This window comes from Bacteroides sp. 1_1_30 (assembly GCF_020982715.1).
GTDB classification, from domain to species: Bacteria; Bacteroidota; Bacteroidia; order Bacteroidales; family Bacteroidaceae; genus Bacteroides; species Bacteroides xylanisolvens.
In genome coordinates, this window is the sequence record NZ_JAJKHN010000077.1 from 1 (window position 1) to 13,122 (window position 13,122).

Annotated in this window: 9 protein-coding genes and 1 tRNA gene; 4 read left to right on the plus strand and 6 right to left on the minus strand. The window is 43.6% G+C overall.

The features are described from left to right. Nucleotides 1-195 precede the first annotated feature (195 nt). A tRNA-Met gene (locus LPH68_RS19805) sits at nt 196-268 on the minus strand. A gap of 237 nt (nt 269-505) precedes the next feature. Between LPH68_RS19805 and LPH68_RS19810 the strand changes: the two genes are divergently transcribed. The 4 genes from LPH68_RS19810 (at nt 506) to LPH68_RS19825 (ending at nt 5,030) form a co-directional block, all read left to right on the plus strand. Beyond that, complete coding sequence (locus LPH68_RS19810) at nt 506-1,096, plus strand: TetR/AcrR family transcriptional regulator (RefSeq protein WP_004299903.1); 591 nt, start codon at nt 506-508, stop codon at nt 1,094-1,096. A gap of 16 nt (nt 1,097-1,112) precedes the next feature. Continuing rightward, complete coding sequence (gene fabG, locus LPH68_RS19815) at nt 1,113-1,859, plus strand: 3-oxoacyl-[acyl-carrier-protein] reductase (RefSeq protein WP_004299904.1); 747 nt, start codon at nt 1,113-1,115, stop codon at nt 1,857-1,859. Nucleotides 1,860-1,868: 9 nt separating this feature from the next. Beyond that, nucleotides 1,869-2,540, plus strand: coding sequence for an RluA family pseudouridine synthase (locus tag LPH68_RS19820; protein ID WP_004299905.1), 672 nt, complete (start codon nt 1,869-1,871; stop codon nt 2,538-2,540). A 219-nt stretch (nt 2,541-2,759) separates the two neighbouring features. Further along, the gene (locus LPH68_RS19825) at nt 2,760-5,030 is read left to right on the plus strand and encodes a GH92 family glycosyl hydrolase (RefSeq protein WP_151923645.1); all 2,271 of its coding nucleotides are present in this window, start codon (nt 2,760-2,762) and stop codon (nt 5,028-5,030) included. 301 nt (nt 5,031-5,331) lie between these two features. On the opposite strand, the gene LPH68_RS19830 is transcribed toward LPH68_RS19825, so the two are convergent. From LPH68_RS19830 to LPH68_RS19850, 5 genes are all read right to left on the minus strand, one after another. Continuing rightward, nucleotides 5,332-6,492 carry a glycoside hydrolase family 130 protein gene (locus tag LPH68_RS19830; RefSeq protein WP_008997875.1) on the minus strand — a complete coding sequence of 387 codons (1,161 nt, stop codon included), beginning with the start codon at nt 6,490-6,492 and terminating at the stop codon, nt 5,332-5,334. 495 nt (nt 6,493-6,987) lie between these two features. Further along, complete coding sequence (locus LPH68_RS19835) at nt 6,988-8,433, minus strand: glycoside hydrolase family 125 protein (RefSeq protein ID WP_115483807.1); 1,446 nt, start codon at nt 8,431-8,433, stop codon at nt 6,988-6,990. Nucleotides 8,434-8,492: 59 nt separating this feature from the next. Continuing rightward, nucleotides 8,493-9,650, minus strand: coding sequence for a glycoside hydrolase family 76 protein (locus LPH68_RS19840; RefSeq protein ID WP_011108409.1), 1,158 nt, complete (start codon nt 9,648-9,650; stop codon nt 8,493-8,495). A gap of 52 nt (nt 9,651-9,702) precedes the next feature. Beyond that, nucleotides 9,703-10,653: an endonuclease/exonuclease/phosphatase family protein gene (locus tag LPH68_RS19845; RefSeq protein ID WP_151923644.1), complete on the minus strand. Its 951-nt coding sequence runs from the start codon at nt 10,651-10,653 to the stop codon at nt 9,703-9,705. Nucleotides 10,654-10,706: 53 nt separating this feature from the next. After that, nucleotides 10,707-12,989, minus strand: coding sequence for a GH92 family glycosyl hydrolase (locus tag LPH68_RS19850; protein WP_004299912.1), 2,283 nt, complete (start codon nt 12,987-12,989; stop codon nt 10,707-10,709). Nucleotides 12,990-13,122 lie beyond the last annotated feature (133 nt).

Sequence of the window (13,122 nt, forward strand, 5' to 3'; positions counted from 1 at the left end):
ATTCCTGAAGGCAAGAACAAGCTTAAAGAAGCAACAGGATCAATCGTTTGGGAAGAGGATGTTTTCATGATGCAAAAATAAGAATTTTAACGCAATCCCCCAAGGTTTCAGACTGAGCCGTTGTGAATAAAACCAGTAAAGAAGAGTCGTCATAAAAAAGAAGAACCGCATTTCTGCGATTCTTCTTATCTTTAGTTGCGGAGATCCGACTCGAACGAATGACCTTTGGGTTATGAGCCCAACGAGCTACCAACTGCTCCACTCCGCGATGTTTAACGGGTGCAAAGGTACGGCTTTTTTTGAAACAAACAAATAATTTGCTGAATATTTTTCGAGTAAATCATCATTTTTTTCTTATTTAGTTGAGAATGAATGAAATAATGATGAAACTTTTTCTTAGCACCTATTAATATACAAATGTTAATATTCTCTCTATTTTCTTGTATGGTCTAAAGAAAAGAATTACTTTTGCTCAAAATATTCAGCAATGTGCAATTTGTAACCTATGACCGTATCCAAGACAAAAGCCAAATTAGTAGATGTAGCCCGTCAGCTTTTTGCGAAGATGGGAGTAGAAAACACAACTATGAATGATATCGCTCTTGCTTCTAAAAAAGGTAGACGAACGCTCTATACTTATTTTAAAAGTAAGGATGAAATTTATTTGGCTGTTGTGGAATCGGAATTGGATATTCTGTCGGATATGATGAAGCGGGTGGCCGAGAAAAATATCTCACCGGACGAGAAATTGTTGGAGATGATATATACCCGGTTGGACGCAGTAAAAGAGGTCGTCTATCGAAACGGAACACTGCGTGCTTATTTCTTCCGTGATATATGGCGGGTGGAAAAAGTTCGCAAGAAGTTTGATGCAAAGGAAGTCCAGCTCTTTAAAGCTGTTCTTCTGGAAGGACAGGCAAAAGGAGTTTTCCATATTGACGATGTGGAGATGACTGCCGACTTGATACATTATTGTGTGAAAGGAATTGAAGTTCCTTATATTCGAGGCCATATAGGTGCACATCTGGATGAAGATACAAGAAATAGATATGTGTCCAACATTGTGTTTGGCGCACTGCATAGAACAGAAATTTAATTAAATAACTTTTAGTATGGGATTATTAGACGGAAAAACAGCCATTGTAACCGGTGCTGCTCGCGGTATTGGTAAGGCTATCGCTCTTAAGTTTGCTGCCGAAGGCGCAAACATCGCATTTACTGACCTTGTCATTGACGAAAATGCAGAAAATACAGCTAAAGAATTGGAAGCAATGGGCGTGAAAGCCAAAGGTTACGCTTCTAACGCGGCTAACTTTGAAGATACTGCAAAGGTCGTTGAAGAAATCCACAAGGACTTCGGACGGATCGATATATTGGTAAACAATGCCGGTATCACTCGTGACGGTTTGATGATGCGCATGAGCGAACAGCAATGGGATATGGTAATCAACGTGAACCTGAAGTCTGCATTTAACTTCATCCATGCTTGTACACCTATCATGATGCGTCAAAAAGCTGGTAGCATTATCAATATGGCCTCTGTTGTAGGTGTTCACGGAAATGCAGGACAGGCTAACTATGCTGCTTCCAAAGCAGGTATGATTGCATTGGCTAAGTCTATCGCACAAGAGTTGGGCTCTCGCGGCATCCGTGCCAACGCTATCGCTCCGGGATTCATCCTGACAGACATGACAGCTGCTCTTTCTGACGAAGTAAGAGCTGAATGGGCAAAGAAAATTCCTTTGCGTCGTGGTGGTACTCCTGAAGATGTGGCAAACATCGCTACCTTCCTGGCTTCTGATATGTCTTCTTATGTATCAGGTCAGGTGATTCAGGTAGATGGTGGTATGAATATGTAATCGAACAGAATGACTGTTGTATACGAAGACAACCATATCATTGTAGTCAACAAGACCGCTTCCGAGATTGTCCAGGCAGACAAGACGGGGGATACGCCGCTTTCGGAGACTGTGAAACAGTATCTGAAAGAGAAGTATCAGAAACCCGGAAATGTTTTCCTCGGTGTGACACACCGGCTGGACCGCCCCGTAAGCGGTCTTGTTATTTTTGCCAAAACGAGTAAGGCATTAACAAGGCTCAACGAAATGTTTCGCACTAGTGAGGTGAAAAAGACTTATTGGGCGGTTGTGAAAAATGCTCCGCAAGAACCGGAAGGTGAACTGGTACATTTTCTTGTACGTAATGAAAAGCAGAACAAAAGTTATGCATACGACAAAGAAGTGCCGAACAGCAAGAAAGCGATCTTGCATTACCGGTTGATCGGTCATTCGGAGAATTACTATTTGCTCGAAGTCGATTTAAAAACCGGACGTCATCATCAGATTCGTTGTCAGCTGGCAAAAATGGGATGCCCTATCAAGGGAGATTTGAAATATGGCTCTCCACGCTCCAATCCGGATGGGAGCATTTGTCTGCATGCCCGGAGAGTACGGTTCATACATCCTGTCTCAAAAGAACTGATAGAGCTTGAAGCTCCTCTTCCCGAAGGGAATTTATGGAAAGGATTCGCCATAGATTAACACGGATTTCCACAGATTCATTTATTATGTTATTTAGTAGACGGTACGCAGTTTTTCTGTGGAAAACCGTGTAAATCTGTGGTTGGAACTTGCCAAAAGAGTAAACCTGCCTGCCATTTTTCTTGTAAACTCTAGCGACAGTTAGTTAATTCCTAAATAGGTAGTATATTTGCATCATTCGCTAACTATAATTTTCAATCATACCAAAGAAAAATACGAATGAAGGCATTTAAACTACTTGCACTTACTTCTTGTGTCTTGCTTGCAGCGGGAAATGGAGTAGCGCAACAGAACTATTCAAAAAGTGAAGGATTATTGCAGTACGTCGATCCGTATATCGGATCCGGTTATCATGGACACGTCTTTGTTGGGACGAGTGTTCCGTATGGAATGGTACAGCTGGGTCCTACCAATATCCATAAAGGTTGGGACTGGTGCTCGGGTTATCATTATTCCGATAGTATTTTAATTGGCTTTTCACATACCCATTTGAGCGGTACGGGCTGTACTGACTTATGTGATATTCTCATCATGCCATTGAATGAGATCCGTACTCCCAGAGGCAATCAGGATGATATACGTGATGGGTATGCTTCCAGATATTCTCATGCGAATGAAATCGCCCGTCCCGAATATTACTCTTTGCTTCTCGACCGTTACAATATCAAAGCCGAGTTGACAGCTACAGATCGTGTAGGCTTCCATCGTTATACTTATCCTGAAGGAAAACCGGCTTCCATATTAATCGACTTACGTGAAGGAAACGGATCGAATGCTTACGACAGCTATATCCGTAAGGTAGATGATTATACAGTAGAGGGTTATCGTTATGTGAGAGGCTGGAGTCCTTCCCGCAAAGTTTATTTTGTGTTGAAAAGTGATAAGAAGATAGAGCAGTTTACTGCCTATGACGATAATGCTCCGCAACCTTGGGACCAACTGAAAGTGGCATCGGTGAAGAGTGTCCTTACTTTTGGTAACGTGAAGGAAGTGAAGATAAAAGTCGCCCTTTCTTCTGTCAGCTGTGACAACGCAGCGATGAACCTGCAATCCGAACTTACTCACTGGGATTTTGATAAGGTGGTGGATATGAGTGCCGACCGATGGAATAAGCAACTGGAGAAGATGACAGTAGAGACTGATGATGAGGCTTCCAAACGTGTATTCTATACCGCCCATTATCATACTATGATTGCCCCTACGCTTTTTTGCGATGTGAATGGAGAGTATAGAGGGATGAATGACATGATTTACACAGACCCGAAGAAAGTCAACTATACGACTCTTTCTTTATGGGATACCTACCGTGCATTAAATCCTTTGATGACTATTACTCAACCTGAAATGGTTGACCATGTAGTCAATTCGATGATTTCCATCTATCGTCAGCAGGACAAACTCCCTATCTGGCCTTTGATGAGTGGAGAGACCGATCAGATGCCGGGGTATAGCTCCGTGCCGGTGATTGCCGATGCATATCTGAAAGGATTTACCGGGTTCGATGCGGAAGAAGCATTGCAAGCAATGATAGCTACAGCTACTTATGAAAAGCAGAAAGGAGTACCTTATGTAGTCAAAAAAGGCTATATCCCTGCCGACAAAGTTCATGAAGCTACTTCCATAGCCATGGAGTATGCAGTGGACGACTGGGGAATTGCCGCTATGGCACGTAAGATGGGAAAGACAGAAGATGCTGAAACATTCTCAAAACGTGCTCATTATTACAAGAACTATTTTGATTCTTCTATCCATTTCATTCGTCCGAAACTGGAAGACGGCTCTTGGCGTACTCCTTACGATCCGGCACGTTCCATCCATACTGTTGGAGATTTCTGTGAAGGAAACGGATGGCAATATACTTTCTTTGCTCCACAAGACCCCTATGGGCTGATTGCCTTGTTTGGAGGTGACAAACCTTTTACAACGAAGCTTGATGGTTTCTTTACCAATACCGACAGTATGGGGGAAGAAGCATCGAGCGACATAACCGGATTGATCGGACAATATGCACATGGAAATGAACCGAGCCATCATGTTGCTTATCTTTACGCGTATGCCGGTGAACAATGGAAAACGGCGGAAAAGGTTCGTTTTATCATGAGCGATTTTTACACAGACCAGCCGGACGGTATCATCGGTAATGAGGATTGTGGCCAAATGTCTGCCTGGTATCTTCTTTCATCTATGGGACTCTATCAGGTGAACCCGTCGGATGGTGTATTTGTTTTCGGTAGCCCTTGTTTTAAGAAAGTAGAAGTGAAGGTACGTGGTGGTAACACTTTTACTGTAGAAGCACCCAATAACAGCAAAGAAAATATCTATATCCAGAAAGTGTATTTGAATGGCAAGCCTTATGATAAGAGTTATATCACTTATCAGGGTATAATAAATGGCAGCACATTGAAGTTTGTAATGGGGAAAAAGCCTAATAAGAATTTTGGTAAGGCTCCGGCAAACAGACCGGTTGTTTTGAATAAGATAAATGGATAAAGATGGCTTACTTATAAAAGACAGCTAATTGTTGAAAGGAGGAAGAAGCCTCCGACAATGAAAGAATAAAGCTGGTTCTCAATATTCAATTCAGTTTTCAATAGGTATTATAAGGCTTTCCGATTGTAGCATTTAATTCTGCTTCGGAAAGCTTTATTTTATACTAGAAACGGCTGAAAAGCAAATCCTTAACAAGAACTTACTGTTTTCAGCCGTTTTGGGGAATATAGTTTTAAGAAATAAGTTAGTCCTGATTACATCTTTCCTTTAAAAAAGAATGTAATCAAGACTATTTTTATAACTATGGAAGCGGATCAGCTTTTGCCGGTCGTTTCGGATCATAAACGGCTACTCCTACTTTGGAGTCAGCACAACCATAATACAAATACCATTTGTTTTTGAAGTAGACCATTCCTTCTATAAATACGGTTCCATCCACATATTGCCCACTCTTTTCAAAGCTATCCATCGGACGGAAGAACGGTTCATCGAGACGGGTGATAAAGCGGGTAGGATCATTGGCGTCGAAGAGTGCTTGTCCGGCAGCATAGACATTGGCGGTATAGCGTTTGTCACCTCTTCCTGAATGGTTCTTACCATTATAAAGAAGGACAATTCCTTTCGGAGTGTAGATAGCTGGAGGCCCACATTCGGTGAGATGGCTGTCGAAGTAGCCGTCACGGGGAGAAAACAGCTTTTTTAGGGAGCCGTCAATGTTGACAATCGGTGTCCAGTGGATTAAGTCATCGGAAGTAGCTGCGAATACATGCTCCTCTCCCCAGTACATAAAGTATTTCCCGTTGATTTTCTTGATAACCTGTTTCCCTTTAACAACTTCGGTCAGGATAGAGCCGGACTTACAACCCAGGTTGAAGAACTTTCCATCAAATGCTTTGGCAAAAGCAGGACCGTGTTTTGTCCAGTCTTTTAGGTTGCGGGAGGTCGCTACTGCCAGGCGAGGTACATGGCGATTCCATTGGGTGTACATCATTACATATAATCCGTCATCGGTTACGGCAATTCGTGGGTCTTCGCAGCCGCCGGGCCATTCCAACTCTTTTTGTGAATCATTATCCGGATAGAATACAGGAGTCTTTTCCCGTTGGAAATGTGTGCCGTCGGTAGAAGTGGCATAACCGAGGCGGGAAGTCCGGTGTCCGATACCGACACCTGATTTATCCTCTGCACGGTATAACACGACAATCTCACCATTGTAGAGTGTAGCAGCCGGATTGAATGTATCGTTCGATTCCCACGCAATAGAATCTTTGGTCAATGGACAGTAAAACTTGGTGTTTTCTATAGGAGATATTACCGGATTGACATTCTTTGGACGTTCGAAACCACCGAAAGCCCAATCGGGTAATTTGTTCTCTTTATGATTGGAAGACTGTCCGTAGGCAGTACAGGTCATCATGGTTGTAGTAAGTAGGAATAAAAAAGTTGATTTCATATTGTTCATATTATATGGGTCATTTATTTTTTAGGAGTCATATACTCTCTACATATAAATTGGAAAATAAATAAAATGCTGTCATCTGTCATCTGATTGGGCATAAATGATTGATTATAAATATACTGCAGTGTGACAGCATGATGTGACGGCAAGGTGACGACAACTTTGCTGTCACCTTGTTGAAAGCAAGGATTTTATTGTTTCTCTGCTATGTGGGTACTTATTTCTCTATCCGGAGCGGTATTCAAGGATTATCAGACTATTACAGAAGAGAGAGTTTCAGTACTTGAAACTAAAAGTTCTATTGCTTGAAACTTTTGTTTCGTCAGCGGGAAACTTTAGTTTCATCGGTGAGAAACTAGAGTTTCTCACCGATGAAACTGTGGTTTCAAAGGCCTGAAACTAAAGTTCTTCAACCTTGAAACTACTTTGGATGCGTAAGCTTCAAGGTTAGAAACAGTTATCTCATAAGCGGGAATACAATAAAAACATAATAGAAGACTATTGGATACTATTCAGCAAGTCTACCTTTCCTTCATTCACGAGTTTTAGGATTAGTTCTCCGAACAGCGTATTTTGCCATGCAAACCAGGAACGAGTAAAGTTTTTCGGGTCGTTCTTGTGGAAAGATTCATGCATGAACCCTGTTCCGGCATCCGTATCCATCAGCATTTTGATGCAGGTCTTGATTTCTGCGTCGTTTTGACTGGTGAATGCTTTCATCATAATACTCATGGGCCAAATCATATCATATCCGATGTGCGGACCGCCAATTCCTTCACCGGCAGTACCTTTGAAGAAGTAAGGATTATCTTCGCTCCATACAAACTTACGGGTATTCTGATAAATAGGATCGTTCACTTTCACATCCCCAAGATAAGGCAGGGCAATGAGACTCGGCACATTGGCATCATCCATTAACAGTTGATTGCCGAAACCGTCCACTTCGAAAGCATAGATTTTGCCATATTTCGGATGATTGTAAACCGCATACTGTTTCAGGGCTGCTTCCACTTCGTTAGACAGTGTAGTACATTCTTTAGCTAAATCAGGTTTCTTGTTGACCGTATTCAGAATTTCGGCAGCTTTGCGCAATGAAGTTACAGCAAAGAAGTTGGACGGAACGAGGAACTGGAAAGTTGTAGCATCATCCGAAGGACGGAAAGCAGAAGCAATCAGTCCGACCGGCTTTACAGGATTACCCCAGCCGTCGTTGGTCATCGTATCGAGTGCACGTTCCGTTTTACGTTGGAAACGATAAGGACCTTTCGGATCTTCTTTTCGTTGCTGTTCCTTAAACGTTTTCAGAACCTTCGCGATGGCTGTAAGCCATTCGTCGGAGAATATACTGGCATCTCCCGTCGTCTTCCAGTAATGATAAGCAAGACGGATAGGATAGCAGAGCGAGTCGATTTCCCATTTGCGTTCGTGCAGTTCGGGCTTCATGTCCGTAAGGTCGCTCATCCATTCGCCGCCTTCGGAATTCATGTTGAAAGCATTGGCATACGGGTCGATATTGATACACTTGAACTGACGTTTGATAACGCCGGCCAGCATCTTTTTCAGTTCCGCGTCTTTGTTGGCGAGTTGCACGTAAGGCCATACTTGTGCACCCGAATCGCGCAACCACATGGCGTGGATGTCACCTGTATAAACAAACGTATCGTCTTTACCGTCAAAATGAACAGTAGTATCCAGTGTGTTCGGGAAACAGTTTTCGAACATCCATGCTAAGCGGGCATTCGTCAGCAGTTGCTTGATATGCGCAATCTGTTGTTCCACAGCTTGTGAGACAAACAGACGTTTCGATGTTTCCGGACGGTTCGTCTGATAGTTGTTGATTTTGGTATTATCTTGTTGGATGACAAAATCACTGTTCGTTATAGCCTGCATATTGCTAGCGCCCAAGAGTGCTATGGACAAACAAAAGGCTTTAGTTATATTCATGGTAATAGTCTTTTTTTGTTGATTAGTATTGATTATGAAAGTGTTGCGGAGAAGAAGTGTTAAATCTCTGCAAAGAATTCAATAAGACAGGCATTGTCGAGCAGCCATTTATACTGCTCCTTGTTATGTCCCGACCAATCCCTGCCTAATAATCCGTTTTCATCCCGGTAGTTTTCCCAGGCGTGAAGCGCATTTTCCACCATCGCATTGACATACGCCGGATTCTTGTCAATCTTATACAGAGCTTTCAGTCCTCTGAATAAGATCACGTTAAACCAGGCCATGTCTTTATGCACTTTGACAGTCGGGTCTTTCTTGTCGGCTTTTGTGCGGAAAAAAGCATCAGTTCCTGCGGCTGTCTGCTGTGCATCGCGCAAATACTGTTCATCTCCCGTTTCCTCATAGAGCAATACACCCGCCTGAATCATCTGTCCACTGTTGTAGGCGTACTTCTCTTTGGAAACTTTCCCTTTCAGGTTGATGTTATCCCAGTAAAGATGGTCGGTAGGGTCGCACAGATGCTTTTTCGTCCAGGCATACGTCTCTTTTGCTTTTTCGAGGTATTTGGCATCCTTCGTCAGCCGGTACAACTTGACACCGAGCACAGTAGACGGTGCATTGGAACAAGTATGCTTCGCTTCCTTCTGCTGTTCACACCAAAAGATGCCACCGCCTATCTCATCGCTCCATCCACTGTAGATATATTGATACAATGCAACGGCTTTTTCCAAAGATGCAGGCTTGTGAGTCAGTTGGTAATAATCGCAATAGTCCAGTGCAATCCAGATGTTATCGTCATAATAACGTCCGTGCTGCCCGTACTTGGTGGGGTATGACTGATAACAGGCCGGCAAGCGACTGTTATCCCAATACTGCTCCATTCCCGGTAGAATTCTTTTCTCGAGAATCTTTTTGTACTTCTTGTTTCCGGTCGCTTTGTATAAAGCCACACAACCCGACATCATCCCGGAATACGGCCATAGAAAAGAAGCCTTCAGCGTTCCGTTCTGCTGCGTTCCGCCCGCCAGATAAGTAATTTTTTGGTCGGGATTGACAGGATACGTTTCTGTTAGTAGTCCGTCATTCGTCTGATAGAGATTCAATACATTAGATAGAATCGAGTCGGCAATAGAAAGATAACGGGTATTTCCCGGTGTCTTTCCCACTGCGGAAGTAAGGCAAAATAACATACAGGCTACAAAACATATATTTCTCATAGGAATATCGGGTTGTGTGGTGAAACTTTCAGGTTATAACTAGATACAAAGATTATTTCTGCTGACGCTGGTCGAACTCCAGTTCCACCTTTACGGGGAAATGGTCTGAAGGAGTGCGCGCCTGATAAGTCTTGATGTCGATTTCTTCCGGGCAATCGTTCGCCTGCTTCTTTTCTCCCTTGCCTACGATGCTGCGGTAAGTATCCGTCAGCACACCATATTTTTTCACATGGAAAGACGGAGAAACGAATACATGGTCGATACGGCTTTCCGTAAAGCTGTTCGGGTCGAAGTCGTTGAACGTGCCGTTGATAGCATAGCGGAAGCCGGCCTTCTCGTAAGAGTCGCACAACACCCCTTTGCTCACAAAAGCATCATAAGACTGGTGGGTCTGGTCGACATTGAAGTCTCCCGTCAGGATGGCTGGAAGCTCTTTGCCTTTGCCAAGTTCTTTCATCTTGTCCTGTACGAGGAACGCACTTTCCACGCGTGCCTTCTTGCCGATATGGTCCATGTGCAGGTTGAAGAAAAGGAATTCGAAGCCGGTATCTTTGCATTTGAAGTGTCCCCAACTGCAAATACGCGGCAACACGGCATCCCATCCTTTGCTCGGCACGTCGGGAGTTTCCGACAACCAAAAATCACCTTTCTCTATCACGTCAAACTTGTCTGTGCGATAGAAAATAGCAGAATGTTCACCTTTCTCTTTGCCGTCGTCGCGACCTACACCGATATAATCATAACCGGGTAATGCTTCTTTCATATCTTTCAGTTGATGAATAAAGCACTCCTGCGTGCCGAAAATATCGAAATCGTGGTATTGCACTATTTGGGCAATGACCGGGTAACGTTGTCCCCAACCGTTTCCGTTGATTGAATCGCCACCGTTGGCGTTTCTCAAATTGTAGGAGGCAACGGTGATAGAAGTAGGCTGATAGTTACTTTGACAACCGCAAAAGACGATCGCAACAAGGGCAATTAGTAAAAGGTTTTTCAGTTTCATGTTTTTATAGTTTGTTTGGTAGATAATTCATTGATCTCCAAAAGTACAATATTTTATTCAAACGAAAGAGAGTAAGGTACATCTTTTTCTGTGGTTCCCCGTTGTTTATTGGGCACGGGGCTCATTTGAAATTGAATATTAGCACCTTTAATCAGCTGGTCATGTGTAAGGAAATTGCGGGTTTGTGATTTCCCGTTTACTTTCATTTCCTTGATGTAGCGGTTGTCAAGCTGGTTGTTATCTGCCTTGATTGTGATGGTCTTTCCGTTCTCCAGATGTAACTTCGCTGATTTGAAAAGCGGGGTTCCTATGATATATTCATCCGTTCCCGGGCAAACCGGATAGAAACCGAGTGCGGAGAATACATACCAGGCGGAAGTCTGTCCGTTGTCTTCGTCACCGCAATAACCGTCGGGACCGGCGGTATATAGTTTGTTCATAATCTCACGTATCCAGTATTGAGCTTTCCAGGGCTCGCTTGAATAGTTGTAGAGATATACCATGTGCTGAATAGGCTGGTTGCCGTGTGCATATTGCCCCATGTTCATTACTTGCATTTCACGCATTTCGTGAATCATGCCGCGGCTTTCCATTCCCAGTTTACCCGGGATGACAAAGACGGAATCCATCATCGCGTTGAATTCTTTCTTGCCTCCCATCAGGTTGATAAGTCCTTGCGGGTCGTGGAATACGCAGAAGCTCCAGTGCCAGCTATTCCCTTCGCAAAATTCACCACTCCAATCCACTGCATCGAAATTCGGATTGAATACGCCTTTGTTATCTTTGCCAACCATCAGTTTGCGTTCCGGATGATAGACATTTTTGTAGTTCAGCGCGTGTTTCTTATAAATGTCGATTTCGCTCTCCGGTTTACCGAGTTTCTTGCCTAATGTATAAATTGCCCAGTCGTTGTAAGCATACTCCAATGTACGTGCAACGTTTTGTCCTATGCCGATATTGTTGGCAACATATCCCAGTTGGTTGTAAGATTCGTAACCGAGACGACCTGAAGCAGTCCCGCGAAGATGTGCATTTGCTCCATGTTTCAATGCTTCCCAAAGAGTTTCGATATCATATCCTCGCAATCCTTTGATGTAAGCGTCGGCCACTACGGAAGCCGAGTTGTTGCCTACCATACAATCCCGATGTCCCGGGCTGGCCCATTCCGGCAGGAAACCGCTTTCCTTGTAAGTATTTACTAGTCCCTCCTGCATCTTTTGATTCATTGACGGATACATCAGGTTGAGGAAAGGGAACAGGCAGCGGAACGTGTCCCAGAATCCGGTGTCGGTAAACATATAACCGGGACGCACTTCGCCGTTGTAGGGGCTGTAATGCATGACTTGTCCCTTAGCATCTATCTCGTAGAAACTGCGTGGAAAAAGCATGGAACGGTATAGACAAGAATAGAAGGTACGTAAATTATCGATATTATCGTCTTCTATCTCTATTTTACTCATTTCACGGTTCCAAATCTCTCTTCCGTTCGCTACCAGTTGGTCGAAACTGTTTTTGCCAAGCTCTTTGAGATTCAACTCCGCCTGTTCGGGGCTGATAAAGGAGGAAGCAACACGTGCGTGTACGATTTCTCCCTTTTTCGTGGCGAATCCGATCACGGCCCCTGTGTGGTTTCCTTTTGCTTCTGTTTCATTCGGAAGAATGTTGTTTTCGAAAACTGTGGAAACGAATGTGAACGGTTTGTCGAATTGAATCACGAAATAGTTTTTGAAGTTTTCCGGCACACCGCCGCTATTCTTGGTTGAATAGCCGATAATCTTGTTTTCTTCCGGAATCACTTTCACATAAGAACCTTTGTCGAAAGCGTCTACAATCACGTAGGCATTCTTTGTCTCCGGATACGTGAAACGGAACATGACGGCACGCTCCGTAGGAGCAAGCTCGGTTGTTACATCATGGTCGGCAAGGTATACCTTATAATAATAAGGTTTGGCAACTTCCGCTTTGTGAGAGAACCAACTGGCACGTCGGTCTTGATCGAATACCAGTCCGCCGGTGATAGGCATGATGGCAAACTGCCCGTAGTCGTTCATCCAGGGACTGGGCTGATGTGTTTGTTTGAATCCCCGGATTTTGTCGGCATCATACGTGTACGCCCAACCGTCTCCCATTTTACCGGTCTGCGGTGTCCAGAAATTCATTCCCCACGGCAATGCCGTAGCCGGATACGTGTTTCCGGTAGACAGTTCAAACTTGGACTGAGTGCCTACCAGTGTGCTGACATAGTCTACCGGATTCTTAACGGCAGAAGATTGCAGGCTGTACAACACGGCACCTCCAAGAAATAGCAAGTGTTTAAATGAAAAATGTGTTTTCATGAACAAATGAATTTATAGATTTGAAAATAATTTCTACGACGAAAATAGGGAGAAAAGGAATGTGCTTCTAGTAATAGAGGGGCTAAATCGTTTCTTGTCGCTGAAATTAACTACTCTGGCACGGAGCTTTACT

What these genes read in the sequence shown, in the direction of transcription:
- LPH68_RS19810 (WP_004299903.1), top strand. Translation starts at nt 506, where the DNA reads ATGACCGTATCCAAGACAAAAGCCAAATTAGTAGATGTAGCCCGTCAG.
- fabG (WP_004299904.1), top strand. Translation starts at nt 1,113, where the DNA reads ATGGGATTATTAGACGGAAAAACAGCCATTGTAACCGGTGCTGCTCGC.
- LPH68_RS19820 (WP_004299905.1), top strand. Translation starts at nt 1,869, where the DNA reads ATGACTGTTGTATACGAAGACAACCATATCATTGTAGTCAACAAGACC.
- LPH68_RS19825 (WP_151923645.1), top strand. Translation starts at nt 2,760, where the DNA reads ATGAAGGCATTTAAACTACTTGCACTTACTTCTTGTGTCTTGCTTGCA.
- LPH68_RS19830 (WP_008997875.1), bottom strand. Translation starts at nt 6,492, where the DNA reads ATGAACAATATGAAATCAACTTTTTTATTCCTACTTACTACAACCATG.
- LPH68_RS19835 (WP_115483807.1), bottom strand. Translation starts at nt 8,433, where the DNA reads ATGAATATAACTAAAGCCTTTTGTTTGTCCATAGCACTCTTGGGCGCT.
- LPH68_RS19840 (WP_011108409.1), bottom strand. Translation starts at nt 9,650, where the DNA reads ATGAGAAATATATGTTTTGTAGCCTGTATGTTATTTTGCCTTACTTCC.
- LPH68_RS19845 (WP_151923644.1), bottom strand. Translation starts at nt 10,653, where the DNA reads ATGAAACTGAAAAACCTTTTACTAATTGCCCTTGTTGCGATCGTCTTT.
- LPH68_RS19850 (WP_004299912.1), bottom strand. Translation starts at nt 12,989, where the DNA reads ATGAAAACACATTTTTCATTTAAACACTTGCTATTTCTTGGAGGTGCC.